Raw genomic sequence first — 26,507 nt, 5'->3', positions numbered from 1 at the left:
ACCTAATGTTCAAGAATTTCACCTATTGTACAAAATTGGGCAGGTTTATTTTTTTTATAATAGTAGTAATAAGCGCTATTAAAAGGATTGGATGTGTTTACGTGGGAAAATTATTATATATAACAGCAAATCCAAAAGGACTAGAGAAATCAAAAGGCTTGAAAATAGGCGAAGCATTTATCAATACCATTAAAGAAGAATCCCCTGAAACGGAAATAAAAACGATCGACTTATTCTCATTAGATATTGCTCATATGGATGCTGAATTAGTGTCTGCTAGAGGCAAATTAGCTGGATATAGTTATACACTAAATCAATTAACCGACGGTGAGCGTGAGAAAATTCTAAAAATGCATGCGCTTGCGGATGAATTCCTTTCTTATGACTACTATGTTTTCGTCTCGCCGATTTGGAATTTAAGTTCGCCAGCGGTGTTAAAAGCATACTTAGATAACTTATTTATTGCTGGTAAAACATTTACACATACAGCGAATGGTCCGAAGGGTCTTCTAACTGGTAAAAAAGCCATTCATATCAATACCCGTGGTGGTCTTTACACCGGAACACCAATGAAGGAGTTAGAATGCGGCGATCGTTATTTAAGAATTGCGCTTAATTTCCTTGGCATTGAGGTAATGGAGACGATCATAGTAGAGGCTTTAGACCTTTATCCTCAAAGAGTCCCTGAAATTGTAGAAAAAGCAAAAGAAGAAGCCATTCTTGCAGCAAAAGAAATGATTAAATCCCCGGTTTTACTTTCATAGCACGAAGAAAAGCTTCCTTAAAAAAGAGGAAGCTTTTTTCTCTATGCAAAACGATAATAAATTAGAAGGAAGGTTGCCAGTGTAAAGACAAAATTCAAAAATACAAATACCATTTGAGAAATTTTGGTTCTATGGATGTTAATTGGCGGGTCATAAAACGATACTCCCTCTATGATAAAGATAATTAAGACGATATGAATCATTAGGTGTCCGATAATCTCTGTAACACCAAACAACATGGTCGTTGAAATAAAAATCAACGTCAGCACAAAAGCTAAAAGACGATTTAGGATTCCCACAATCAGCAAATAGCCAACAATGAATTCGATAAATGCTGCCAGTACCACAAATGTCGCTGGAGGAAAACCAAACGTAGGAACACCATGCTGATGAATAATATCCATACTCATTGCAGGGTAGACCCATTTCTCAACGGCGACCCAGCATAATGACAATCCGGTCCCTAAGTATAGGAAAGGAAATCCCCAATCTTCTAGTTTCGTTTTTCCCACTAATAATACACCAACAATCGCTAGATAAAAGCCATAATCAAGCATATGAAATAAACCTGAACGGGTTAATTGGTATATAAATAAGCCCAGCAAGATAAGAGCACTAGCTTTTGTGGCATAATGATAGGGAATCAATAGCAGGATGATGGTTATCCACATTAATATTCGTATCATTTGATTCGTGATAGCAAATTCGGGTGCAAAAATGGTTCCTGCTAAAACCTGAATAATTAAGGCAAGTGCCGTACCGTATTTTAAAATATAACGAGAAGTTTTCCGGTACTTATCCAAAACTTTATCAATTTTTCGGGTAATTGGGATTTTATCAAGCACTGGCAAAAGCTGGGTCAATACAGCTAGCAGCGCAGCAACTAAAACGCTAATCATCATAAACATCGGTGATAAGATGTGTTCTATTTCTTCTTTTTCTGGTGTAACTTCTGTAAACCACTTTACATGTGCATCAGCAAAAAAAGGTGAACAAATAATAATAAAAACGAACAAAATGAAGATCAAAGCTTTATTTTTCATTAGAACCTCCCAAAAAGCGTACTCCTCTATATAGTTTTCGGATGGCAGCACAAATATTCTATTCTAAGAAATATATACACTTGTTCATTCACAGAAGAATATTTTTCTTCTATAATAAGTTGATGGCTGAAAATTATTAGGAGAACATGAATGTTAAAAGACTTTTTTTCAAATGTAACCATACTGATTGCTTCTTTTACAGTAATGGGTCAAATTTTAAAAAACAAACCATTACACCATTCCTCAACATTTAAGACGAAACTTGATTGGGGAATTTGTTATGGTATTTTAGGAAATATCTTAATGTTATTTAGTTTTCAAATTAATCCCACTACCATTGCCGATCTGCGTCATCTTGCAATCGTAATTGCAGCTGCTTTTGGAGGATGGGTCCCTGCAATCATTGCTTCTGGATTAATTGCTATTGGAAGAATCGTTCTCTTTGGTTTGACTGACACTGCCTTTGTTGCAGCAATCAGCGCATTCCTAACAGGTATAGTGTGTGGTGGATTTTCTTCTAAATTAAACATCCAGCCAGCCTTAAAAGCATTTTATATGAACCTAATCGGTTTATTTTTTATTTCAGTTGTCTTTGCCCTTTATATTGAAGATGTAAAGACGCTTTTAAATGTTTTAATGATGCATTATCTTATTTCTTTAATAGGTGGATTTTTCGCTTATCACTTATCCATTTACATTGCTAACTCAAATGCAGCTGTAAGAGAATTAAATCATAGCCTAATAAAATTACAGGAAAGTGAGCAGGAGCTAAATAAAGCAAATGAGTTCCTAAATCGATTATCTTATAGGGATGGCCTAACAGGCATCGGAAATAGAAGGCATTTTGATGAAGTTCTTAACAAGGAATGGTCTAACCTGCAAAAAACGAATTCACCTATAACTCTTCTAATGTTTGATATTGATTACTTTAAAAAGTACAACGATACATACGGTCACCTTGCTGGGGACCAATGCCTGCAAATGATTACTGCTGCAATAAAAGACCTTATGGCTAATAACCCATATAGCACATTTTGTCGATACGGCGGTGAGGAATTTGCCATTATCTTCACCAAAACAAAGTTGGATAATGGCATCGCTATCGCTGATTTGATTCAAAAGAAGGTTCAATCACTTAAAATTACCCATAGCAGCTCGGAAATAGCCGAGATTGTTACAATCAGTATTGGCATTGCCTCAATGATTCCGTGCTTAGAAACGCAGCCAAAAGATTTAATCCATTTAGCGGATACATGTTTATATACCTCGAAAACCAAAGGAAGGAATACTATCTCAACTCCATAAATTTAAAAACGGAAGGATGTATGTCCTTCCACTTTTATACATATTTCAACATATTCCTCCTCCTTTCATGTATTTATTCAAAATAATTAGTAAATTTAGTTGTAATAGGACGAAGTTAAATGTAAAATTTTTCTTATAAGCCCTTGGGACGGTGAAAATAGATGGAAATTACTAAACACCTATTCTTAAATCTTTCCATTTTAATAATATTGCTCCTCTTTTGCTTAATTTGGCTGGATCGAAGCAGAAAAATCACTTTATCAAAAACGACTATGATTATTATTTCTGTCCTAGTCTTATGGATTTGTATTCAGTTCTCTTATAATCCCGTTCCCTATGCCCGGTACGATTTAAGGATCATTCCAATCGTTATTGGCGGATTATATCTCGGAATTGGTCTTATTATTGTTATCGCCATGGTTATTATTAGAAGCTTTTATGGCTTGGACACGGGCTTGCTTACAACAATCCTTCTCTATGCACCGCTTGCGATTGTCTTTTTTCGGCTAACACCTTGGTTTTGGAAACAATCATCCAATCGTCGAATCTCTGCAGCGATTCTTTTAGGCATAATACTGGGAATCCTTACCACTGGAGGAGAATTATTTAGATATACCGGCAGTCCTTGGTATGATGTTTTGATCGCCTACTTTGTGATTCCACCGATAGGTATTGGTCTTATTGCCTATTCAATTGAATATATCAAAAAGAGTGTGGAACTTAAGTCTGAATTAATTAAAGTAGAAAAACTAAAGGCCGTCGAGCAAATGGGTGCGGCCATTTCCCATGAAATTCGGAATCCGCTCACCGCTGCGAGCGGGTTTGTCCAATTACTTAACGATGACTATCTTCCAAGACATAAACGACGGGAATATCTCTCGATTGTTAAAGATGAACTTAATTCTGCCGAACGAGTCATTCAAGATTATTTAACATTTGCCAAGCCATCGTTAGTTTCAATCGAAGAACTTAATGTCAAAAATGAACTAAAGCAAATCATTAGCATCGTAACTCCGATGGCAAATCAAAATTCGGTTGAGATTATCACTAATTTTTCAGTGATTGGATTCATCAAGGGTGATCGACAACGATTCCGCCAATGCTTTATTAATATCCTTAAAAATGCTGTTGAGGCAATGCCGCATGGCGGTCAGCTATATATTGAAACCCATTTTAGTCAAGATTATGTCACGATTTGTATCCGAGATACTGGAATTGGGATGACTTCCGAGCAACTTGAACGACTCGGTGAACCCTATTATTCAACAAAAGGCAAGAACGGTACAGGGCTTGGAATGATGGTGGTATATAGTATCGTACGTGCTATGCATGGTTTCATCCGGGTGGAAAGTGAAATCGAGGCTGGCACGACATTTTATATTAAGTTTCCTACCATTACCTCGATCAAGAAAAATGACAATTAACATAAAAAGAAGAAATCGACAGGCATGGTACCTGTCGATTTTTTTAGGCATACATTTTATTTTCTTCTTTTTGGAAAAAGCTTTTCATCGCATGAAATACATCCGCTTTTTGCTTGAGAATATAATAGCGGAATTGCTCATCCTTGATATTTTTGTAGGCTGACATTAATGTGGAATGGCGATTATACTGATTTACCTCACCATATCCAAACATGTTTGAGACTTTCATTAGTTCTTCAACCAGCTTGACGCAGCGAGCATTATCAGATGTTAGATTGTCACCATCAGAAAAGTGGAATGGATAGATGTTGAACTTTCGTGGATTATATTTTGCATCAATGATTTCTAAGGCTTTACGGTATGCAGAAGAACAGATGGTTCCGCCGCTTTCACCCTTGGAGAAGAAATCCTCCTCTGTCACAACCTTCGCTTCTGTATGATGGGCAATGAATTCTATTTCAACCGTTTCATATTTTGTACGCAAGAAGCGGGTCATCCAGAAGAAGAAACTCCTAGCCATATACTTTTCCCATATACCCATGGACCCACTCGTATCCATCATAGCAATCACGACTGCTTTTGAATCTGGTTTTATCACTTCATTCCACGTTTTAAATTTCAAATCGTCTTTGTAAATAGGATGGAAGGCAGGTTTTCCGTTCATTGCATTTCGCTTAAATGCAGACATCATGGTACGCTTCTTATCAATATTACCCATTAGACCTGTTTTGCGGATATCATTGAATTCAATATTCTCTACTAAATGTTCTTGTTCTTCTTTTCTTTTCAGATTTGGCAGCTCTAGTTGCTTAAATAAAGCTTCTTCTAATTCCATTAATGACACTTCAGCTTCAAAGTAATCTTCACCGGCTTGATCCCCAGCACCTTGCCCTTTCCCTGGACCTTTTTGCGCATTGGAACCGTCACGAGCAATAACGTCACCTACTTGGCTCTCACCGTCACCTTGGCCCACGTGTTTGTTTTTGTCATAATTGTAGCGGATTTTATATTCGTCCAGTGAACGAATTGGAATTTTCACTACATCGCGTCCATTAGACATAATGATACTTTCTTCTGTAATTAAGTCAGGAAGATTGTTTCGAATTGCCTCCTGGACTTTTTCTTGATGCCTTTGCTGGTCATCGTGGCCTTTGCGGTGGAGGGACCAATCTTCTCTTGAAATCACAAATTGATGGTTATTGTCAGACAATGTAAACCCCTCCTTATGAATTTTTTATTTTCCTGAGTCACATTTTGTTTCAAATGTCATAAAATAACCCGAGTGTAAAAATGCATATAATGTTGATTACTTTATCCTATGCAGAAACCGCAAATAATTTACAAATTATTTTGACAATTGGGCTTATGCTATTAAAAATGGACGAGCATCGTTAGCTCGTATTGAAAAAAACAGACTGGCAGATCTTTCCGCCAGTCCATGCTATTTTTCTAGGGAAATTCCTAATTAACGGTTTAATAGGCTTCCTACATAACGCAGGAGTTCGTTTGCGGATGTTGAGTTATAGCCGTGTTCGTCAATTAATCTAGCAACAACATCGTTAATTTTCTTTAACTGCTGCTCATCAGGCGTTTTGGATGATGTGGTAATCTTCACGACATCTTTAAGGTCAGCAAATAATTTCTTTTGAATCGCTTCACGCAGCCTATCATGAGAGTTGTAATCGAATCGTTTCCCTTTTCTTGCAAAGGCAGAAATTCGAATCAGGATTTCTTCCCTAAATGCTTTTTTGGCGTTTTCAGAAATACCAATTTGTTCTTCAATCGAACGCATTAATTTTTCATCTGGATTGATTTCCTCACCAGTTAATGGATCACGAAGTTTAGCTTTGTTACAATAAGCCTCAACATTATCAAGGTAATTATCCATTAACGTTTTCGCGGATTCTTCATAAGAATAAACAAAAGCTTTTTGAACTTCGTTTTTGGCGATATTATCATACTCTTTACGAGCAACCGAAATATAATTCATATAGCGCTCACGCAGTTCGGCTGTGATTGAAGGATGTTGATCCAGTCCGTCTTTTAATGATCTTAATACATCTAAAGCATTAATAGAAGGCACTTCTTTCCGGATGATCGTAGATGAGATTCGGTTTATGACATAACGCGGGTCAATACCGCTCATGCCTTCATCTGGATACTCCTTCTTTAGTTCACTTACGTCAACTGCATTAAAGCCTTCAACGTTTTCACCGTCGTAAAGACGCATTTTCTTGACTAAGTCAATATCACCTTTTTTAGGTTCTTTTAGACGGGTTAGAATCGTAAACATCGCCGCTACGCGTAATGTATGCGGTGCGATGTGCACATCCGAAACATCACTTTCACTAATCATCTTTTCATAGATTCTTTCTTCCTGTGAAACTTTTAAATTATACGGAATTGGCATAACGATAATCCTAGAATGCAAGGCCTCATTCTTCTTGTTCGAGATAAATGAGCGGTATTCCGTTTCGTTCGTATGCGCCACTATCAGCTCATCTGCTGAAATTAATGCAAACCTTCCTGCTTTAAAGTTTCCTTCTTGTGTTAACGAAAGGAGGTGCCATAAGAATTTTTCATCACATTTCAACATTTCCTGGAATTCCATCATTCCACGGTTTGCTTTATTTAGTTCACCATCAAAGCGGTAGGCACGTGGATCTGATTCTGAACCAAATTCAGCAATAGTGGAAAAGTCGATACTGCCAGTTAAGTCAGCAATATCTTGAGATTTTGGATCGGATGGGCTGAAGGTTCCGATTCCAGTTCGCTTATCCTCTGAGAAAAAGATTCTTTCTACTTGCACATCTTCAATTCTCCCGCCATACTCCTGCTCCAGCCTCATCATATTTAATGGCGAAAGATTTCCTTCAATTCGAATACCATACTCTTCATAAAAATCCCGACGTAAATGATGCGGGATTAAATGAAGCGGATCTTCATGCATTGGACAGCCTTTAATGGCGAATACAGAGCCTCTATCCGTGTGAGAATAGGCCTCTAACCCACGTTTGAGCATAGTAACAAGAGTAGATTTCCCTCCACTTACCGGACCCATTAATAATAGAATTCTCTTTCTTACATCCAGCCTTTTAGCTGCAGGATGGAAGTATTCCTCGACGAGCCTTTCAAGTGATTCCTCTAAGCCAAATAATTGATTACTAAAAAAATTGTATTGCTTTGTTCCTTTAACTTCCTCAATCCCAGAGTCTTTGATCATATTGTATACGCGTGAATGTGCCGATTGTGCAACCCATGGCTTCTCTTTTAACAACAGTAAATAATCTCCAAATGACCCTTCCCAACGTAGCTTTTCTTCCTCTTCTCGAAACATCTCAATTTTTTTTAGGATATCCATAAGGCCCTCCCCCTGTAGCGTTATCAGAGACGATTAATATACTCTATGCACCAATGAACTTGAACATGCGTAACGTTGAAGTATTCCTTCCTATCTTTTTTCTTTTAAGAAAAGATTGGAATATTGCTCTTTTCATTTTTTTAAGATAGGCTATAATAAATGTATATGTGTCTAATTAGAGAAATATCTTAAAATTAAGGAGGCTTTACATAAGCATGGGAACATTTCTAGTTGTTTTAGTTATGGTGGCGTTTCTAGCAGCTATCTTTACAGCAGGTTATAATGATAAGCCAGGTTCAAATAAATAAAGTTATTATTAAAATAGGCTGCCTTGTAGGCAGCCTTTATTATTTATAAGAATTGTATCGTTTGGTGCGAAGCTGTACGCTTTTTTGTAAAAACTGTACACTTTTATATCAGATTCATCTTGTTTTTTTGAACAAATTCCTTCATATACATCCGTGTTTGTTTTTCAAGCATATTCGCCATTTGCTCTGTCCAGCGATCTTTTCTTTTTCCATCTGTGCGCTGTTCATAATAGGTAGAAATGATTTGATCGTATTCTTGAAGCTGACGTAAATAAACTTCTTTATCCTGTTGGTATTCTTCTTCATGATAGACATGTTCAAGGGGCAGCCTTGGCTTTTGATCATTAATACGTTCCGGATAACCAACTGTCATACCGAAAAGAGGAATGACTCTCTCTGGTGTCTTTAATAATTCCTTGACTGCCTCCAGATTATTACGGATTCCACCTATGTAACAAATGCCCAGCCCCATCGATTCCGCTGCGATTGCTGCATTTTGAGCAGCTAACGCGGCATCGATTAGCGCTACCATAAATTTCTCTGTACTTTCAATTGAAGTTAGAACATCCTGCCCTTCCATTTCTCCAATCAATTCATGACGGCTTAAATCTGCACAGAAGACAAAAAGATGACCATTCTCTGCAACATATTCTTGGTTACCAGCTATCTCCGCAAGTCTCCTCTTTTTTTCCTTATCCTTGATGCCGATAATCGAGTAGGCCTGAATAAAACTAGATGTAGACGCAGCTTGAGCACTTGCGACAATTGTTTTAATTTGTTCATCACTTAACGGCTTGTCCTTAAAATGACGGATAGATCGATGATTTAATAAAGTAGTAATGGTTTCATTCATTGAAATCCTTCCTTTCTATTTAGCAAAAAGAGGCCTTTGTCGGCCTCTCACGTCTTATTTCAAATGGCCATAATCTTGCTGGCGCAACGCTTCATAGATTAGAATCGCGGCGGTGTTCGATAAATTCAAGGAACGAATATTGTCGTTCATCGGAATCCTCAGGCTGACATCCTTATTATTTTCTATCACATCTTTCGGCAGCCCGGTCGTTTCACGGCCAAAAATGAAGAAATAATCTTTATCACGATTGCTATAGTCAAAGGAACTATAAGCCTTCTCACCGAATTTTGTGATATAAAAAAACTCTCCGCCTTCATTTTTCTGATAAAAGTCATCGAGAGAATCATAATAAACAATGTTTACGAACTCCCAATAATCCAATCCCGCTCTCTTTAACATTTTATCATCCGTTGAAAACCCTAATGGACGAATCAAGTGTAAGGATGTATCGGTTCCAGCACAGGTTCTCGCAATGTTTCCTGTGTTTGAAGGTATTTGCGGCTGATATAGTACTACATGTATTGCCAAGAATCTCACCTCATAAAAAAAACTCTTTTACCATTATACCATTATCGACATACCAAACAAATTTTCTTAACCAGCCACAATCGTGAAAAATTTATATTTAATATTGGGCGTGTAGGCGGATGAATCTTCATAGGCCCAGTACCGCATACGGCTGTTATACGTATTTGCATTTACGAGCGGCATTCCATATGCATCCTTACCCGTTACGATCGTGTTATGGTTATAACGGCCATCTCCCTCGAAATCATAGCAGATGACATCCCCCAATAACAATTGATCTGGGCTGCTGACTTCCCTTGCCCTTAAGCCGCTTTTCGAATTAGCCAAATACAACCGCAGCGAATGAGCCACTGTCCAGCTGTAACTCCAATTATTATTTTGGAGCCACCAGCCTATTCCCCTGTTCGGATACCCTCTCATCGGCGCGCCGCCTGCGTGAAGACATTGCGAAATATAATTCGTACAGTTGTTTTCAAACGTCTTATAGGCCGGATTGTAGCTATTCCACCAGCGTTCCGCATATTGAACAGCTTTTAAGCGATTATACCGGTAACTAATCCGTTCTTCCTGTGCCTCCACTGCCGTGATTTCCAACTCAGGATGCTTCACATAAGGATTCATTTCTTTATCCATAATCAAATCATTCTTAAAAAACTTGCACATTCGTACTTCTACTTCTTCCTCTTGATACAGCGTTCCTTTTTGCCTAATCAGGTATTGGTAATGAACCTGGTAGAGCGCGGTTTGAAAATCCCCGTCCACAGATTGATTGATAATATCCCCGCGTGCCTTCACCTTTACGATTTCTGCTGAACGTTTTGCTAAAGACTCTAGCTTCTGCTCGGCCTTTTCATAATTCCCAGACTGCCTCTTACTCTTTGAAACAAATTGTTCAACTCGACCATCAAACAATTCTTGGAGTGATTGATCCACCTTCATCTCCCCCTTCTGTTTCATACATATGTGTATAAGGGAAATTTAATCAAAAAAAATGAGCAAAGACAGAATGTCCACTGCTCATTTAGTTCTTTAGTTTTAGTAAGTTTTTTTCAATTTCACTCTTCACTTCGAAATCGGCTTCTGTTGCCGCTGCCTTTTCCAGCGCTTCGACTGCTTCTGGACTGCCAATTTTCCCGAGAGCCCAGGCTGCGGTTTCCTTTAGGACAGAGCTAGTTTCATTTTCTAACACACCTAGTAAATCAGGGACAGCACTTTCGTCCTTGAAATGGGCCAGGGCGATGATGGCATTGCGCTGGATTGGCTTTTTTCCTCTCCACGATCCTGCTGCTGACCCAAATTTGTTTTTAAATTCACGATTGCTCATTTTTAAAATGGGTCTCAGTAATGGCTTGGCTATCTCGGGGTCTGCCTCCATTTCCTCATGGAAGTGAAAATCCTTCCCTTTATTGACTGGACAAGAAGTCTGGCAGGAATCACAGCCATACACCCGGTTGCCAATCTTATCTCTAAATTCCTCAGGAATCACGGATTTAGTTTGTGTTAAAAAGGCGATACAGCGCTGCGCATTAATTTGACCGCCTTGTACCAGCGCTCCCGTCGGGCAGGCTTCGATACAAGCCGTACAGGAGCCGCATTGATCCTCCATCGGTGAATCGGGAGCAAAAGGAATACTGGTAATCATTTCGCCAAGATAGACGTAAGAGCCAAACTCCGGCGTCATGACCGCACAGTTTTTACCGCTCCAGCCAATCCCAGCCCTCACGGCAGCCGCACGGTCAGAAAGCTCTCCGGTATCGACCATTGATTTGAGTCGAGCATCCGGGACTTTTGCTAAAATAAACTCCTCCAGCTTTTTTAACCGATCTCGTAAAATATGATGATAATCTAATCCCCATGAAGCACGGGAAAAAAATCCTCTCCGTTCGCCTTTTTTCCCTTCAACACGAACCTTCATTTTCGAAGGATAGGCCAGAGCGATAGAAATAATGGAACGTGGTTCTGGAAGATGCAATGCGGGTGTAACCCGTTTTTCAATATCCGGTTCTTCAAAGCCGGATTGATACCCAAGTTCTTGCTGGCGAATCAATCTGTTTTTCAACTCAGTGAAAGGGTCTGCCGTGGTAAAACCAATTTTATCTATGCCAATCGTTTTACTATACGCAATGACTTCCTCCTTCAATTGGTCAATATTCATTCGGTAACCTCCCTCCCTTTAAAAGTGATCTATAGTAAGCCGTTAATTTTTCGGTACACATCTCATTATGATAAACTATTTTCATGAAATTTTGGAGGTGGAATCATTGGAAATTCAGCTTTCGTCAGAAATCATCAGCAAGATTCCTAATTTTAAGCTTGGAATCATCGAATACAAAGATATTACCGTCGGCGATTCACCACAAATGGTAAAAGGAAGACTGCAGCTTTTTCAAGAGTCGATTTACTTTGATTTAGAAAATAAAAATCTAACAGAGCTGCCAGGAATTCAGGAATGGCGCAGTATCTTTAAAACATTTGGCAAAGACCCAAATCGTTATCGCCATTCTGCAGAGGCTCTATACCGCAGAGTACAGAAACAGAATTATCTTACCACAGTCCAAAGTGCCATTGATATCAATAACTTTTTCTCCCTGCAATATCAAGTGCCGATTGGTATTTATGACAGCGATCAATTAGAGGGACCGATAAGGATCGAAGTTGCAAAGCCAGGAGAAGAATATTTAGGATTGAATGGCCGGAAAAATTCATTAGAAAATCTGATTGTCTCATCGGACGAGCTTGGACCATTTGGAAGTCCTTTTATAGATTCCAATAGAGCACCGGTAACGGTAACAACCAAAAATGCGCTGCAGATCATCTACTTACAGCCTTCTACAGCGGTGAAAAGTGCTGAAAGACTGACAGAATCGTTGATGAAGATGTTTACACAAATTCATGGCGGTGATGCAAACTACAATATAGCCGAAGCGATTAGCGCCGACTAATAAAAATGCCAAAATATAAAAAAACGCAATGCATCGTTCTCTAGTAACGATACACTGCGTTTGGTAATATGTATGGAGCGGGTGATGAGAATCGAACTCACAACATCAGCTTGGAAGGCTGAGGTTTTACCACTAAACTACACCCGCACAAAAATAATTATTAACAAAATATAATGACCTTAAACACAGTTACTATCTTACAAAGTTTTTTCTCTATCGTCAAGGGAATTTTGCATTTTTTGTCGAAAAAATCATTAAACAAAAAACATCCGATGGGACCTTCATTGTTTAATGATATGCCAGCGTAAAAGTATAAATACCATTAATAAAATTTTTCCTTACATAAATTTCAAATACATTAAATGGGCACCATCAAGGGAATAGCAATAATAAAATCTGCCAAAGATACTAATAGAAATATTTAATCTGTTTGCTAGGGAACCTCTGTTATTCCAACAAAATCTTTATAACATTATCCAAATACTTTGTTGCATTATATCCATAAATCTCCAGCCTTTTAGGAATTACTTTTTCTCCTGCGGTGTTACTCTGTAACTCCGTGCTTTGAACTGTAATGAAATGACGGGGTTGCTCGATTTCATCATATGGGACAGGTTCATTCATATCGTATTCGACCCCGTTTTTATCAATAAGTACGCCTTCAGAACTCATCTCCATTGAACTAATATCATTTTCATCCTCACCCATGATTTGGAAGTGGAACGTCTCATATGCACGATTTTCAATTTTATGATCGCTGATGACAACTTTGGTGGGCTGTCCAACCTCGACCTTGTCAATGGAGATTGTACTTCCTGCATATTCAAAGGTTTGAGGATATTCCTGAGTAGCATCCAGTTCGATGGTTTTTTGGTCATTAAACGTTAACTGAACGGATTCCAATTGAATGGTTACCTCCTTTGGCTTTTCTCCAAAAAGAGGATCAAAATGTCTTTGAAACGTAAACCAATTTCCGACTTGATGTGTTTCTAAAAAAGATCTGCCATACATATCAGCTTTCATTTTTTTATTGTTTACTTCCAGAATGTCAACATTAAGATTGTCTATCCGCTTCTCCGGTTGTTCATTATTAATACCATAGTGCAGAACCGTCGCTGTTGGAGCAATGGTTAGTTTATCAAATCGAACCGGAATTCCCTCGACTTCTGTTTCTTCATCCAATGAATATTCGACAGAAGGATTTTTGGTTACTGGAATCTCGAAGTTCCATTCCCCTGTTTCATACTCCATGTTCTCGTAAGCCCTAAAGCCATAAGGGTCACCGGAATCACGATTCAATTTCTGAAGCTTTGCGATCTTCAGTTTGATTGTCCCGTTTTCTTTTGTGAGTGGAAGCAGACTAATCTTCCCTTGATACACGTTTTTTTCTTTGTTATTTAGATCCGATTCAAGGTCGGGAGGATAGTAGCCTAGATATCCTTCACCGTTCATGATTACATGTTGGTTTTCCACAAAAACCCCTTCAAAATTGTCGATTGCATATTGATTGTCCTCATCTGTATCCTCTATCTCATAAAAAATAAGCGTCTGGACTTCATCAGCAATCGCACTTTTTATCTTTATTTTGATCCCGCTGCTTTCTGCTTCAAGGTTCAGGGTTTCCCCCAGGTCCTGTTGAAGAAAGGCACGCAATTCGTGATCCTCTTCGGTCCATGTATAGTAGAGGTTTGAAAACACCCCTGTAAAAACTTCTATACTCATTAATAATGCGAATACACATGCAAAAATGAGTCCTTTTCTTAAACGTTTCTTGTTCTTCTGTTGTCTATTCTTTTCCTTTTCTGCCAGCCTATCTCTGATGCTCTCTATTAAAACTGAAGGAACATGTAAATCTTCCAGCCTATCAGTGAGATTTAACCTGGTTACCATGACCTCCTGAAAGGCTGCTAAATCCTCCTGACAATTTTCACAATGATAAAGATGTTTCTCTAAATCAATCTTTCTCGGCCGGTCCAGCGTTCTTTCTAAATAATCAATGTAATCCTTATGATACTCCTTACAGCCATTATAAGTTGTTCCGTCCCCCATTTCGTTTCTAAGTGATTGGATTCCGGTAAACAAAAGGTCTTTCATCTTTTCCACGGAAACTTGGAGAAGATGTGCGACTTCCTCCTTTGGAATTCCCTTTACATAGGTGAGGACAATCGCTTCTTTCTCGTTCACTTTCAATTGATCTAGAGCTTTATATATATCCTGACGAGGTTCAGTTTCCACTCTAGCCAGCAAACTTCTATCCACAGCAAGCTCTCGACAGGTATGTATGAATATGGATGTAACCCACATTTCGAATGATGTTTCACTTTTAAATTGAGGCAATTGCTTGTGGACTTTAATAATGGACCGGTAAAAGAGCTCTTCCATTTGATGCTGATTACTAAGATAGGACAAACCAAGCGTATAGAATGATTGTTTATGCTGATCGAACCAATCGACGATGGAATCCACACTTCTTTCTTTTATTGTGGTGATTGAAATGGGATCTATTTTTGGAATCATAAATGTGTTCCCCCCTTTACCATTCTCTATAAACCTTTTTGTTTTCTCTTCAATAAAGTTCCTATATGCATTATTCTACAATTTACTTATATTTCCTCTTTTGCTTCATTTTTCTGATTCGATTTCCTTTCTAATAAAGAAGGAACATCTCTTATACAAGATGTCCCTTCAAATTTATTATCGAGCTAAAGCATTGATACTAGCCCTTTCTTTCTTTCCGTATAGTAAAAAGTAAAGACCAGAAGATACCAACACTACAACGCCTAAAATCATATAAAGAGTACTATAGCTCGTAAATGGCAGGAAGAATCCAAGCAAATAAGGACCGAATCCAAGCCCAGCGTCAAGAAATATAAAGAAAGTCGACGTTGCCAGTCCCATACGCTGAGGAGGTGTCAGCTTAACAGCGATTGCTTGAGTGCATGACTGCATATTCCCAAATCCGAGACCAATAAGTATACCGGCTAATAACAAAGTGATGCTGCTGTGGGCTGAACCCAAAAGCAGCATTCCAGCTGTAAAGAGAACAAATGCCGGATACATCACATAGTTTGCCCCTTTCACGTCCATTAAACGGCCTGTAAATGGACGCGAAATCAATACCGCTATTGAATACACAAGGAAGAAGAAACTTGCTGCACTAACCAGGTCAATCTCAAGTGCATAGAAATTAATAAAAGAAAGAACACTAGAGTAACAGAAACCTATAATTAAAGTAATCAATGCAATCGGAACTGCCTTTGGCTCAATAAAATGAGAGAGTTTGACTCCTTTTATTTCAGTGGTCTTTGTTGATCCTTCCAATGCCGGCACATTCACAAAAAATGCCGTGATCAAACTGAGGATTCCTAAAGCCAGACAGAGACTAAAAATTAATGTAGTACTTGTATGCTGGCTCATATATAGTCCAATGAACGGTCCGATTGCTGTAGACAATGTGGAACTCATACTGTAATAGCCGATACCTTCACCTTTTCGTCTTTTTGGAATAATCTGCGCCACAATCGTTCCTGTTGCTGTGCTTGCGATTCCCAGAGTAATACCATGTAATAAACGGGTAATAAGCAGGAAGGTGATACCCAAATGGATAAAATACAAAGACGTTGTTAAAATATAAAGAATTAATCCAATGAACAACGTTCTTTTACGGCCAATTGAATCGATACTACGGCCAATAAACAGACGCCCAATTAATGTCCCAACAATAAAAATCCCTGTAACAAGCCCGGCCTGGCTTGTAGAAGCATGATATTCCTCTACCGCATACACACCTATAATCACGATTAATAAATAAAAGACTAACGTTAACAAAAAATTGACGCTGGATACAATAATAAAATCCTTTGTCCATAATTTAGGTTTACTCACTTTTGCTTCCCTCGCCTTCCATAATATTTTCCTGTATCTTAGGAAGCGTTTGAAACGTAATCATTTGATCTTCATTAGCGATACCTTCCATAACCCTATTTTCCAAATCCGTTATTTTTTTTCTACATGTTTGGTAAATCTCTTCTCCTAATTCTGTTAACTGAATGACTTTTTCCCGCCTATCCATCCCCGGAATTTGCTTTACCAGTTGCAGATCTTCCAAACGTTGAACTCTCCTCGTGATGGTAGGTTTTTCTACATTATAATGATTTGCAATATCTACAAGTGTCGAAGGTCCATTGTTTTTTATATAAAAAATAACTTGCCATAAAGAGTAAGAAAGCTCATAAGGACTCATTAGTTCATTCAATTTAGTTATAAGTGCTCTATACAGACTTAAATAACGCTGAAAAATACCTTCCAATTCTGTCTCACCCTCCTGCACAAAGTAGTTACCATGGATAACTGTTACCGAAGATAACCATAAGTTTTTTTGAATGAGATGTCAAGGGGAACGTCTTGGAACTACCCCAGCCGAGGAGTTAACGGCAAGCGCTATTGCACTTTTCATGTATAATATAAATATCAATCGGACTGAGGTGGACGGCTTGGAATATAAACAAATAAAACCCAAAAAAATATATGAGGAAGTAACCGAAGCTCTGCAGGAGATGATTCGCAGTGGACAACTGCCGCCTGGGAGTAAACTTGAATCTGTGCAGCAGCTGGCAGAAAACTTTCAAGTAAGCAGGTCAGCTATACGTGAAGCATTATCCGCTTTGAAAGCAATGGGATTAGTCGAAATGAAGCAAGGAGAAGGTACTTATGTTAAGGAATTTAATGCGAAACAAATGACCTTCCCCCTATCAAGCGCCATCCTTATGAATAAAACGGATGTTGCCCATCTTTTAGAAGTGAGAAAAATCATTGAAACCGGCACAGCTGCATTAGCAGCCAAAAATCGGAGTGAAGATGATTTAGCAGAGATGGCCGATGCTCTCAAAGAAATGGAACGGGTCCAAGGCGATGAAGAGCTCGGGGAGAAAGCAGACTTTCAGTTTCACTTAGCCGTATCTGCTGCAGCTGGCAATCCCATATTATCCACTTTACTCGATCAAGTGTCAGAGCTTATGATCGAAACGATGAAAGAAACAAGGCGCTTATGGTTGTTCTCCAAACAAACCACGACAGAAAATTTAGCAATAGAACATGCCAAAATCTATCATGCTATTTTAGAAATGGACGAAGAAAAGGCAAAGATATCAATGATTGAACATCTTGAAAACGTCGAAAGCCTTCTAAATAAATATTTTTTTGAAACCGATGAAAAGCAATTCAATTTATAGCTAATTCAAGCGCATTTAAGCTCTCAGAGCAATAAAGATTAAGAAAAGAGCCTTTACAAAAAAGCTCAGAAGTTTGAGCTTTTTTGTAAAATAAAATGTGAACACTTTCATTTATTTAAATATTTGTTATAGTATTAATTATTAGATATGGTTTATTATCATTAAGTCATCTGATGACCTGTTGATTGACTTTTACTGAAATAAGGGGTTAAAGAAATAAGTTTAGGTATAAGGGAGCGAGAAAAATGAAAGTCACACTTTTTGCTACTTGCTTAGTAGATATGTTTCAAGGTGATGTTGGCAAAGCAACAGTGGAAGTACTAGAAAGACTTGGATGCGAAATTGATTATCCAGAATCACAAATTTGCTGCGGGCAGCCTTCCTATAACAGTGGGTACGTAAAAGAATCAAAAGAAGCAATGAAAAGTATGATTACTACCTTCGAACATGCGGAGTATGTGGTTTCTCCAGCTGGTTCCTGTGCTTATATGTTTAAAGAATACCCACACATCTTTAAGGGTGATCCTGTTTGGGAGCCAAAAGCCCAAGCCCTGGCAGATAAAACCTATGAATTCACGGAATTTATCGTCGATGTGTTAAAAGTAGAAGATGTGGGTGCGAAATTAGAAGGAAATGCAACCTTCCACACTTCCTGTCATATGACTAGATTACTGGGAGTCAAACAAGCACCGATGACCTTATTAAGTCATGTTAAGGGGTTACAATTTACCGAACTGCCAGGTAAAGAAAGATGCTGCGGATTCGGAGGGACCTTCTCCGTTAAAATGGGGAATATTTCAGAGCAAATGGTTGATGAAAAGGTTTGTACAGTTGAAGAAACCGGGGCAGATATATTAATCGGGGCAGACGCTGGCTGCTTAATGAATATAGGCGGCCGTATTACCCGAAAAGTCATGCCGGTTAAAGTCATGCATATTGCCGAAGTCCTTAACAGCCGATAAAAAAAGATTACAGTATTAAAAAGGGGGATGACCAATGTCAATGAAAATAAGCGAAGATAAGTTTACTGACCGCGTTGATAAAGGACTTCAAGATTCCTTCATGCGTGGAGCTGTTTCGAGTGCCCAAGGGCGATTTCAATCTCGTCGTTTGGGCGCTGCAGAAGAGTTAGGGAACTGGGAAGATTGGCGCTCACACGGGGAAGAAATCCGCCAGCATGTACTAGAAAACCTAGACTATTATTTATACCAGCTAAGTGAGAATGTCTCCAAACGTGGAGGACATGTCTTCTTTGCTCAAACGGCTAAAGAGGCAACAGAGTATATTAAGAATGTCGCGGAAAAGAAAAGTGCTAAAAAAATTGTAAAATCAAAGTCGATGGTGACGGAAGAAATCCATTTAAATGCAGGTCTTGAGCAATTAGGTTGTGAGGTGATTGAAACAGACCTAGGGGAATACATTTTGCAAGTAGATGACCATGAACCTCCTTCTCACATTGTTGTTCCTGCGCTGCACAAAAATAAGGAGCAAATCCGCGATGTTTTTAAAGAAAAGCATGGATATCAACAGACAGAAAAACCAGAAGAGCTTGCTTTACATGCGCGTGAAAAACTGCGTCAAGAATATTTGACAGCTGATATCGGAATAACAGGATGTAATTTTGCCATCGCTGAAACCGGCTCGATTACCCTCGTGACAAACGAAGGAAATGCCGATTTAGTATGTGCCTTACCGAAAACACAAATTACAGTAATGGGAATGGAGCGACTAGTTCCAACCTTTGAAGAGATGGAAGTCCTTGTTAGTTTATTAACGAGAAGTGCTGTCGGGCAAAAACTGACGAGCTATATCACCACGTTAACAGGCCCGAGAGAGGACGGCGATGTCGACGGACCAGAAGAGTTTCACCTGGTCATTGTAGATAACGGCAGATCGGACATTCTTGGCGGTGAATTCCAATCCATTCTCCAATGTATCCGATGTGCAGCCTGTGTAAATGCCTGTCCCGTTTATCGACATGTCGGCGGCCATTCATACGGTTCCATCTATTCTGGTCCTGTCGGTGCGGTGCTATCACCGTTACTAGGCGGATATGATGATTATAAAGAGCTACCCTATGCCTCGACTTTATGCGGGGCCTGTACAGAGGCATGTCCGGTCAAAATTCCACTGCATCAGCTTCTTCATAAACATCGCCAAGTCATCGTGGAAAAAGAAGGACGAGCTCCGATCTCTGAAAAGCTTTTGATGAAGGCATTCGGTTTTGGTGCATCCTCCCCTGCTCTTTATAAATTTGGTTCAAAACTGGCAGCGCCGGTAATGTCGCCATTTACGCAGGATGAAAAAATCTCAAAAGGTCCGGGCCCTTTAAAAGCATGGACAGAATCAAGGGATTTCCCTGCACCAAATAAAGAAAGATTCCGTGATTGGTTTAAAAATCGTCCGAAAGGTGGAAATCATTCATGATAGGTACCATACAGAATCGCGATGCATTTTTAGGAAAAATAGCCAGCCGGCTAGGCCGTAAACAAAAAATGGAAATAGAAAGACCCATCTGGAATTTTCATCCCCAAGATGAAGTTCTAAAAGGCAGCTCACAAGATGAGCTTGTGGACGTATTACGGGAACAATGTAAAAATATCCATACGAATTTTGTCATGACCTCAAGTGCTAATCTATCTGACTCATTAAAAGAAGTGGTAAACCACAATGGCGGCGGCCCAATTGTCACCTGGAAAGATGAACGCTTTTCACAATTTGGCCTCGAAAAATTAATGAAGGAAGAATGGCCTCAAGAGGGAATTGATCTTCATATTTGGGATCATACAAAAGGCGAAGAAAATATCGCAAAGGCCGAGGCTGCAAATATCGGAATTACGATCAGTGATGTAACATTGGCGGAATCAGGCACAGCCGTTCTCTTTAGCAGCAAGGATAAAGGGAGAACAGTCAGCTTTTTACCTGCGACTTCCATCATAATAATCCCGAAAAGCAGCATCGTTCCCCGCATGACACAAGCGGCCCGTATCATAAATGAAAAAGTAAAAAACGGCGAACAAATCGCCTCCTGCATTAACTTCATCACAGGACCCAGCAACTCAGCAGACATCGAAATGATCCTAGTTGTTGGCGTTCATGGACCCATTAAAGCAACCTATATCATTGTAGATGATATTTAAGGTGACAGGATAGGAGAACCACCCTGCTCTAACGGCGCAGGGTGGTTTTCTGTTTTTCTAAAACATTTATGCTGATAGTTTGATATCTTTTTCCTTTTTTCCTCTATTGGAATACAAAATAAATAATAGTATAAACCATAGAGGTGTCAACAATAAGGAAGGACGTGTTTCTTCGGCAGCCAGCATAATGATAAGAATCATAGCAAACAACGTTAGGACCGCATAATTAATAAATGGTGTGAATGGTGCTTTAAATGTTGATTTAGCATGTAATTGCGGGCGTGTTTTCTTATACTTTATATGACAAATTAATATAACACCCCAAACCCAAATAAAACAAATGGCACTAATGGTTGTCACGATTCCAAAAGCTTGTGCCGGAATAAGTTTACTCAAAAGCGCACCGACCGATACCACAAGCGTGGATGTCCATAATGCGTTACTTGGTACATAATTTCTATTCAGTTTTGCAAAATTAGATGGAGCCTGATTATTTTTGCTTAAATTGAAAAGGATCCGGCTTGTTGAAAACAAACCGCTGTTGCAGGCAGAAGCGGCTGAAGTTAATACAACAAAATTAATAATTCCTGCGGCAATAGGAACTCCGACCAAACTAAATGTTTTTACAAATGGGCTTTCTGCTGCATTTAGCTGGGTCCAGGGATTCACACATAGTAGGATAATCAATGCACCTACGTAGAAAAAAAGAATTCTTGCAGGAATTTTATTAATAGCCGATGGGATATTCTTTTCTGGATTGGAGGTTTCCGCTGCCGATACACCCACTAGCTCAACTCCCACATATGCAAATACAACCATTTGGAATGATAGTAAGAAACCTGAAATTCCGTTCGGAAACAGTCCTCCATGTTCCCAAAGATTTTGAATTGTTACCGTTCCAGCATCGGTCTTGAATCCCATCACAAGCAATATAACCCCAATACCAATTAATACGAGAATAGTAATTACTTTTATTAAAGCAAACCAAAACTCCAATTCACCAAAAAGCTTTACCGTTAATAGATTAAGTCCTAATAAAATGATTAATGAGATGATAGCAGGTACCCATTGCGGAATGTCAAACCAATATTGTATATAGACTCCAACTGCAATAACATCAGCCATAGCAACCATAATCCAACAAAACCAATATGTCCATCCTGTTATAAATGCTGCCCGAGGTCCAAGATAATCTTCTGCAATATCGGTAAACGATTGGTAACCTGCTTTAGACAACAGGAGTTCCCCTAGCGCCCTCATAACGAAAAAAACGGCGATACCCACGATTAAATATGCAAAGATGATGGATGGACCTGCCAGTTGTATCGCTTTACCTGACCCTAAAAATAACCCAGTGCCAATGGTTCCGCCAATGGCAATTAATTGAACATGCCGATTTTTTAAATCCCTCTTTAATTCTTGCTGTGCCAAAACAAATTCCTCCCTAAAACTACTTTTAATGTGAAACGATGAGCAATAGATTTACCCAATAAAAAAAAGAGATTGGATGTTCTCCAATCTCTTAGGTCTAAGAATAACAAATAATAGTTGTCATGCTAATGAATATCAGCATAACAAATAAATATTCAGTACTCTTCTGTCCTTTTGCCTGAGATTGTGAACCCTTCGGCGCCGCTAAAATTCTAGCGGTCTCTCCAGAAGCTGCTCCTGCTATAGTTTGATCCATAGCATTCATAGCTGCTAATTATTAAATTTTTTATTGCGATAGTATTTTCAATATTTTATAAGTTTAATAGTAATTAAATACTTTGTCAACAACAACAAATAACACTCTGTTTTTTCAAATGATTAACCTAATACTCAAACCAATTATTATCCACCACTTTTTTATACCAATAATAACTGTCTTTTTTCCAACGTATTAAGGTATTAAAATCAACATGGACAATTCCAAACCTCTTACTATACCCTTCTGCCCATTCAAAATTATCCAACATAGACCACAAGAAGTAACCTTTAATATTCACTCCTGATTCTATAGCTCTGCTTAAGGCTGTTAAATGCTGCTGAAGGTATTTAATTCTCCTGTTGTCTTTTATAGTGCCGAAGACAGGCTCATCATTGTAGCATGCCCCATTTTCAGTAATATAAATGGGTACATTTCCATATCTTTCTGTCACATATGTTAATACTTTATAAAATCCTTCCGGATAAACTGGCCACCCTATATCGGTACGTTCATATCCCATTTCTACCGTTTCACAATTAAATAGCCCAGTATTCTCCTTATATCGTCCAATTTGACCTGCATAATAATTAATTCCTAAAAAATCAATTGGCTGTTGGATGATTTCCATATCGTCTTCCTCTATAGAAAGCTCCACACCTTTCTCCTTAAACCAGTCCACTAAATGCTGAGGATATTCCCCTTTAAACACAGGATCCATAAACCATCTAACTTGATGATCAATCTCTCTGTAACATGCCTCAACATCTTCTGGCCTATTGCTAAATGGTTCGAACCATGTTGTATTTGGAGCATAGCCAATTTCACCATTTATGCCAAGCTCTCTAAATTTTTGAACAGTCCGGCCATGGGCCACCAATAGATGATGAGAAATATCGGTCGCTAGTTGTAAGTCTGTATTTCCAGGCGCATGGGCACCTGCATAATTAGCAATATATGAAATACATAATGGTTCATTTAGCGTAATCCATTTTTTTATTTTCCCATTAAATTCCTTAAACATCGTCTCTGAATATTCCACAAAAGCTTCAACACTATCACGGTTTGCCCAGCCGCCTTTGTCTTGTAAAGCTTGTGGAAGATCCCAATGATAGAGTGTACACATTGGTTCAATTCCATTTTCTATTAATTTATCAACAAATTTATGATAGAATTCTAATCCCTTACGGTTGATATCACCTGTACCATTCGGAAAAATACGGGGCCAGGAAACTGAAAATCGATAGGTATCAATCCCCAGCTCCTTCATCATTTTAATGTCTTCCTCATATCTATGGTACGAATCACAGGCAACGTCTCCGTTATCTCCATTTACCACCTTTCCAGGTGTATGGGAAAAGGTATCCCAAATTGAGAGTCCACGGCCATCTTCAAAGGCTGCCCCTTCGATCTGATAAGAAGCAGTAGCGGTTCCCCACTTCATGTCCTTTGGAAATTGAATAATTGTCATATTAAGTCCCTCTATCAATCTATTTTTGTAATTTGAAAATCTCAAGGACATACCTTTCAAGAGGTATGTCCTCTTGTCATTAACCTATTTGGTTACAGGCCAACTGTAAAACTTTGGCTGCCTTGTTCTGGTATCAGTTTCATACCCAGCTCAGTCGCTTCAACTGTTACATTATCAGTCTTGCTTAATACTGAAATGCCTCTTACTACCATGCACCAAGGTTTTCCTTTTGTTTCAGTAACATTTACCACGAGTTCTTTTCCAAAACGAGCTGCTGTGACAGCTAATTCTATCTCTGATTTTTGATTACGGACAGTAGCACTGATCGTTTTTCCATCTTCTAGCTGGAAAAGATGAAGTTCCACATTATCCGCATAATCATAATCTGCATGGTATTCATCTGAACCTATTGCGATGATCGAGTTAGGACGTGCATATAATGGAAGACTCAAATAATCATGATTTTCATGGATCCATGTTCCGCCTTCCACTATTTCATTTGTTAATAGGTGGGTCCATTTCCCTTTAGGGAGATAAAAGGAGGCATCCCCTTCTTCATTTAGAATAGGAGCTACAAGCAGGGAATCCCCAAACATATATTGCCTATCAAGTGCTTCCGCTGCCAAATCTTCTTGGAATTCAAGAAGCATTGCTCTCATCATTGGAAGTCCTAGTGTAGAGGATTCATTCGCTGAATTAAAAATATACGGCATTAATTTTGCCTTTAATTTCGTAAAGAATTTTGTTACCTCTACTGCTTCGTCATCATATGCCCAAGGTACCCGGTAAGACTTACTGCCGTGTAAACGGCTATGACTTGATAGCAGGCCAAATGCAACCCAGCGCTTAAATAAATCAGCTGGCGCTGTACTTTCAAATCCGCCAATATCATGACTCCAAAATCCAAAACCTGTCAATCCAAGTGACAATCCCCCTCTGATACTTTCAGCCATTGATTCATAGGTAGCATCACAATCACCGCCCCAATGGACTGGGAATTGTTGGCCGCCCGCAGTGGCTGACCTGGCAAATAAGGTTACCTCACCCTCTCCGAGCTTATCCTTTAATACATCAAATACTACTTTGTTATATAAAAACGTATAATAATTGTGCATTTTGTCTGGGTCTGAACCATCATAGTAAACAACATCCACAGGTATTCTTTCACCAAAATCAGTCTTAAAGGAATCAACACCCATACCTACTAATCTTCTAAGATGGCTGGCATACCATTCACAAGCAGCCGGATTTGTGAAATCCACAATTCCCATGCCTGGCTGCCATCGATCCCACTGCCACACATCTCCATTAGGTCGTTTAATAAGATAGCCGTTAGCAGCGGCTACATCAAATAGTTTGGATTCTTGAGCAATATACGGATTAATCCAAACACAAATTTTTAAATCCTTCTCTTTCATCCGTTTTAACATTCCATCTGGATCAGGAAACATTTTCTGATCCCATTCAAAGTCGGTCCAGTTTAACGCCTCCATCCAGAAACAATCATAATGGAAAACAGATAATGGGATATCTCTTTCCCGCATTCCTTCTACGAAACTATTAACCGTTTCTTCATCATAGTTTGTCGTAAATGAGGTAGATAACCATAGTCCAAATGACCAAGCCGGCGGCAATGCAGGTTTCCCTGTTAAGGTTGTATAATTGGATATAACATTTTTCAATGTTTCTCCGCCAAAAATAACGTATTCTAATGATTCCCCCTTAACGCTGAATTGAACTTTTGATACTTTTTCTGAAGCGATTTCTAAGGAAACATTTTCTGGATGGTTAATAAATACTCCATAACCTTTATTGGATAGGTAAAAAGGGATATTTTTATAGGATTGCTGTGATGCCGTACCGCCATCCTGGTTCCATAATTCAACTACTTGGCCATTTTTCACAAATGATGTAAATCGTTCTCCAAGACCGTAAATATTTTCCCCAACACCTAAATTCAGTTCCTCTCTCACATAGGTTCTTTTATTAGCACTTTCGGTTATATGAGTCATTGCCTTATAACCACTGGCCGTCATTTTTTTGCCATTATAATAGTATTTAACTTCCCATGGTCCTTTTTTATTTATAACTGCACTCATTTTCCCGCTAGTAAAATGAATTTGGTCTTCCCTTTCCTCTATTGAAACAGGGACTTGCTTTTTAAATAAATTGAATTCCGGTCCACGCTTAACTTTCCCTTTATGGTGTACTATTTTTACACGAATCGCATCTTCAATTGGTGCTGAGAATTCAACTGTCAATAATGCTGTATCTAACTGGAATGCACGGTCGGATAGATCCTTCGGCGCAACTAATACCTTTAGTGTGTTTCCGGATTGTGTTGCTTTAAAAAACTGCACCCCAGAAATCAGCTCGAGTCCTTCTCGAATTAACCAATAACCGTCTGTAAATTTCATGATTTCACCTCGTAATTTATTGAATCCATTTAA

General features: G+C 38.8%; 21 protein-coding genes, 1 tRNA gene and 1 riboswitch. Of the genes, 8 read left to right on the top strand and 14 right to left on the bottom strand.

The genetic code is table 11. The features are described from left to right. The first annotated feature begins 101 nt into the window (after positions 1-101). The gene (locus tag ACIQAA_RS12520) at positions 102-764 is read left to right on the top strand and encodes an FMN-dependent NADH-azoreductase (RefSeq protein WP_402619635.1); all 663 of its coding nucleotides are present in this window, start codon (positions 102-104) and stop codon (positions 762-764) included. Between the two features lie 41 nt (positions 765-805). On the opposite strand, the gene ACIQAA_RS12515 is transcribed toward ACIQAA_RS12520, so the two are convergent. Then, positions 806-1,807 carry a DoxX family membrane protein gene (locus tag ACIQAA_RS12515; RefSeq protein WP_402619632.1) on the bottom strand — a complete coding sequence of 334 codons (1,002 nt, stop codon included), beginning with the start codon at positions 1,805-1,807 and terminating at the stop codon, positions 806-808. A gap of 150 nt (positions 1,808-1,957) precedes the next feature. Between ACIQAA_RS12515 and ACIQAA_RS12510 the strand changes: the two genes are divergently transcribed. Both ACIQAA_RS12510 and ACIQAA_RS12505 read left to right on the top strand, forming a co-directional pair. Beyond that, positions 1,958-3,112, top strand: coding sequence for a GGDEF domain-containing protein (locus ACIQAA_RS12510; protein WP_402619630.1), 1,155 nt, complete (start codon positions 1,958-1,960; stop codon positions 3,110-3,112). A gap of 161 nt (positions 3,113-3,273) precedes the next feature. Next, a complete protein-coding gene (locus ACIQAA_RS12505; RefSeq protein ID WP_402619628.1) occupies positions 3,274-4,536 on the top strand; it encodes an ATP-binding protein in 1,263 nt (420 codons plus the stop codon). Between the two features lie 43 nt (positions 4,537-4,579). Here ACIQAA_RS12505 and yhbH read toward each other — a convergent pair whose 3' ends face one another. From yhbH to queG, 6 genes are all read right to left on the bottom strand, one after another. Continuing rightward, on the bottom strand, positions 4,580-5,746 hold the full coding sequence (gene yhbH / locus ACIQAA_RS12500; RefSeq protein ID WP_402619625.1) for a sporulation protein YhbH: 1,167 nt from the start codon (positions 5,744-5,746) through the stop codon (positions 4,580-4,582). Positions 5,747-6,001: 255 nt separating this feature from the next. Continuing rightward, on the bottom strand, positions 6,002-7,897 hold the full coding sequence (locus tag ACIQAA_RS12495; RefSeq protein ID WP_402619623.1) for a PrkA family serine protein kinase: 1,896 nt from the start codon (positions 7,895-7,897) through the stop codon (positions 6,002-6,004). Positions 7,898-8,308: 411 nt separating this feature from the next. After that, entirely contained in the window at positions 8,309-9,058 is a 750-nt protein-coding gene (gene nfsA, locus ACIQAA_RS12490; RefSeq protein WP_402619620.1) for an oxygen-insensitive NADPH nitroreductase, read from the bottom strand. A gap of 54 nt (positions 9,059-9,112) precedes the next feature. Beyond that, entirely contained in the window at positions 9,113-9,586 is a 474-nt protein-coding gene (trmL, locus tag ACIQAA_RS12485; protein ID WP_402619618.1) for a tRNA (uridine(34)/cytosine(34)/5-carboxymethylaminomethyluridine(34)-2'-O)-methyltransferase TrmL, read from the bottom strand. 66 nt (positions 9,587-9,652) lie between these two features. Further along, positions 9,653-10,519, bottom strand: a complete 867-nt coding sequence (locus tag ACIQAA_RS12480) for an amidase domain-containing protein (RefSeq protein WP_402619616.1) — start codon at positions 10,517-10,519, stop codon at positions 9,653-9,655. Between the two features lie 88 nt (positions 10,520-10,607). Continuing rightward, positions 10,608-11,741, bottom strand: coding sequence for a tRNA epoxyqueuosine(34) reductase QueG (gene queG / locus ACIQAA_RS12475; RefSeq protein WP_402619614.1), 1,134 nt, complete (start codon positions 11,739-11,741; stop codon positions 10,608-10,610). A 106-nt stretch (positions 11,742-11,847) separates the two neighbouring features. On the opposite strand from queG, the gene ACIQAA_RS12470 reads away from it, so the two are divergent. Beyond that, positions 11,848-12,528 (top strand): B3/B4 domain-containing protein, encoded by a 681-nt coding sequence (locus tag ACIQAA_RS12470; RefSeq protein ID WP_402619612.1) that lies wholly within the window; start codon positions 11,848-11,850, stop codon positions 12,526-12,528. 73 nt (positions 12,529-12,601) lie between these two features. On the opposite strand, the gene ACIQAA_RS12465 is transcribed toward ACIQAA_RS12470, so the two are convergent. The 4 genes from ACIQAA_RS12465 to ACIQAA_RS12450 all read right to left on the bottom strand — a co-directional run bounded on the left by ACIQAA_RS12465 (position 12,602) and on the right by ACIQAA_RS12450 (position 16,837). Next, a tRNA-Gly gene (locus tag ACIQAA_RS12465) sits at positions 12,602-12,675 on the bottom strand. A 300-nt stretch (positions 12,676-12,975) separates the two neighbouring features. Then, on the bottom strand, positions 12,976-15,045 hold the full coding sequence (locus ACIQAA_RS12460) for a sigma-70 family RNA polymerase sigma factor (RefSeq protein WP_402619609.1): 2,070 nt from the start codon (positions 15,043-15,045) through the stop codon (positions 12,976-12,978). 177 nt (positions 15,046-15,222) lie between these two features. Further along, positions 15,223-16,413: an MFS transporter gene (locus ACIQAA_RS12455; protein ID WP_402619607.1), complete on the bottom strand. Its 1,191-nt coding sequence runs from the start codon at positions 16,411-16,413 to the stop codon at positions 15,223-15,225. Continuing rightward, the gene (locus ACIQAA_RS12450; protein ID WP_402619605.1) at positions 16,406-16,837 is read right to left on the bottom strand and encodes a MarR family winged helix-turn-helix transcriptional regulator; all 432 of its coding nucleotides are present in this window, start codon (positions 16,835-16,837) and stop codon (positions 16,406-16,408) included. Before ACIQAA_RS12450 ends, ACIQAA_RS12455 begins: the two co-directional genes overlap by 8 nt. Before the next feature lie 184 nt (positions 16,838-17,021). On the opposite strand from ACIQAA_RS12450, the gene ACIQAA_RS12445 reads away from it, so the two are divergent. The 4 genes from ACIQAA_RS12445 to ACIQAA_RS12430 all read left to right on the top strand — a co-directional run bounded on the left by ACIQAA_RS12445 (position 17,022) and on the right by ACIQAA_RS12430 (position 20,899). Continuing rightward, positions 17,022-17,759 carry a FadR/GntR family transcriptional regulator gene (locus ACIQAA_RS12445; RefSeq protein WP_402620266.1) on the top strand — a complete coding sequence of 246 codons (738 nt, stop codon included), beginning with the start codon at positions 17,022-17,024 and terminating at the stop codon, positions 17,757-17,759. Between the two features lie 245 nt (positions 17,760-18,004). Beyond that, a complete protein-coding gene (locus ACIQAA_RS12440) occupies positions 18,005-18,721 on the top strand; it encodes a (Fe-S)-binding protein (protein WP_402619602.1) in 717 nt (238 codons plus the stop codon). Between the two features lie 34 nt (positions 18,722-18,755). After that, positions 18,756-20,186, top strand: a complete 1,431-nt coding sequence (locus ACIQAA_RS12435; RefSeq protein ID WP_402619599.1) for a LutB/LldF family L-lactate oxidation iron-sulfur protein — start codon at positions 18,756-18,758, stop codon at positions 20,184-20,186. Further along, positions 20,183-20,899: a LutC/YkgG family protein gene (locus ACIQAA_RS12430; protein ID WP_402619597.1), complete on the top strand. Its 717-nt coding sequence runs from the start codon at positions 20,183-20,185 to the stop codon at positions 20,897-20,899. Before ACIQAA_RS12435 ends, ACIQAA_RS12430 begins: the two co-directional genes overlap by 4 nt. 66 nt (positions 20,900-20,965) lie before the next feature. Here ACIQAA_RS12430 and ACIQAA_RS12425 read toward each other — a convergent pair whose 3' ends face one another. The 3 genes from ACIQAA_RS12425 to yicI form a co-directional block, all read right to left on the bottom strand. Then, complete coding sequence (locus ACIQAA_RS12425) at positions 20,966-22,330, bottom strand: amino acid permease (RefSeq protein WP_402619594.1); 1,365 nt, start codon at positions 22,328-22,330, stop codon at positions 20,966-20,968. A gap of 156 nt (positions 22,331-22,486) precedes the next feature. Then, positions 22,487-22,568: riboswitch (glycine riboswitch) on the bottom strand. A gap of 145 nt (positions 22,569-22,713) precedes the next feature. Continuing rightward, a complete protein-coding gene (locus tag ACIQAA_RS12420) occupies positions 22,714-24,057 on the bottom strand; it encodes a GH1 family beta-glucosidase (RefSeq protein WP_402619591.1) in 1,344 nt (447 codons plus the stop codon). A 92-nt stretch (positions 24,058-24,149) separates the two neighbouring features. Further along, the gene (gene yicI, locus ACIQAA_RS12415) at positions 24,150-26,474 is read right to left on the bottom strand and encodes an alpha-xylosidase (protein WP_402619588.1); all 2,325 of its coding nucleotides are present in this window, start codon (positions 26,472-26,474) and stop codon (positions 24,150-24,152) included. Between the last annotated feature and the right edge of the window lie 33 nt (positions 26,475-26,507).

Source organism: Neobacillus sp. NPDC093182 (genome assembly GCF_044754045.1).
Note: the sequence above shows the minus strand (reverse complement) of the source record. Positions and strands in the feature narration are given on the sequence as shown.

Bases quoted from the DNA above. Each gene is read 5' to 3' on its own strand.
- ACIQAA_RS12515 (WP_402619632.1), bottom strand. From the start codon at position 1,807: ATGAAAAATAAAGCTTTGATCTTCATTTTGTTCGTTTTTATTATTATT.
- ACIQAA_RS12510 (WP_402619630.1), top strand. From the start codon at position 1,958: ATGTTAAAAGACTTTTTTTCAAATGTAACCATACTGATTGCTTCTTTT.
- ACIQAA_RS12505 (WP_402619628.1), top strand. From the start codon at position 3,274: ATGGAAATTACTAAACACCTATTCTTAAATCTTTCCATTTTAATAATA.
- ACIQAA_RS12495 (WP_402619623.1), bottom strand. From the start codon at position 7,897: ATGGATATCCTAAAAAAAATTGAGATGTTTCGAGAAGAGGAAGAAAAG.
- nfsA (WP_402619620.1), bottom strand. From the start codon at position 9,058: ATGAATGAAACCATTACTACTTTATTAAATCATCGATCTATCCGTCAT.
- queG (WP_402619614.1), bottom strand. From the start codon at position 11,741: ATGAATATTGACCAATTGAAGGAGGAAGTCATTGCGTATAGTAAAACG.
- ACIQAA_RS12460 (WP_402619609.1), bottom strand. From the start codon at position 15,045: ATGATTCCAAAAATAGATCCCATTTCAATCACCACAATAAAAGAAAGA.
- ACIQAA_RS12440 (WP_402619602.1), top strand. From the start codon at position 18,005: ATGAAAGTCACACTTTTTGCTACTTGCTTAGTAGATATGTTTCAAGGT.
- ACIQAA_RS12435 (WP_402619599.1), top strand. From the start codon at position 18,756: ATGTCAATGAAAATAAGCGAAGATAAGTTTACTGACCGCGTTGATAAA.
- ACIQAA_RS12430 (WP_402619597.1), top strand. From the start codon at position 20,183: ATGATAGGTACCATACAGAATCGCGATGCATTTTTAGGAAAAATAGCC.
- ACIQAA_RS12420 (WP_402619591.1), bottom strand. From the start codon at position 24,057: ATGACAATTATTCAATTTCCAAAGGACATGAAGTGGGGAACCGCTACT.
- yicI (WP_402619588.1), bottom strand. From the start codon at position 26,474: ATGAAATTTACAGACGGTTATTGGTTAATTCGAGAAGGACTCGAGCTG.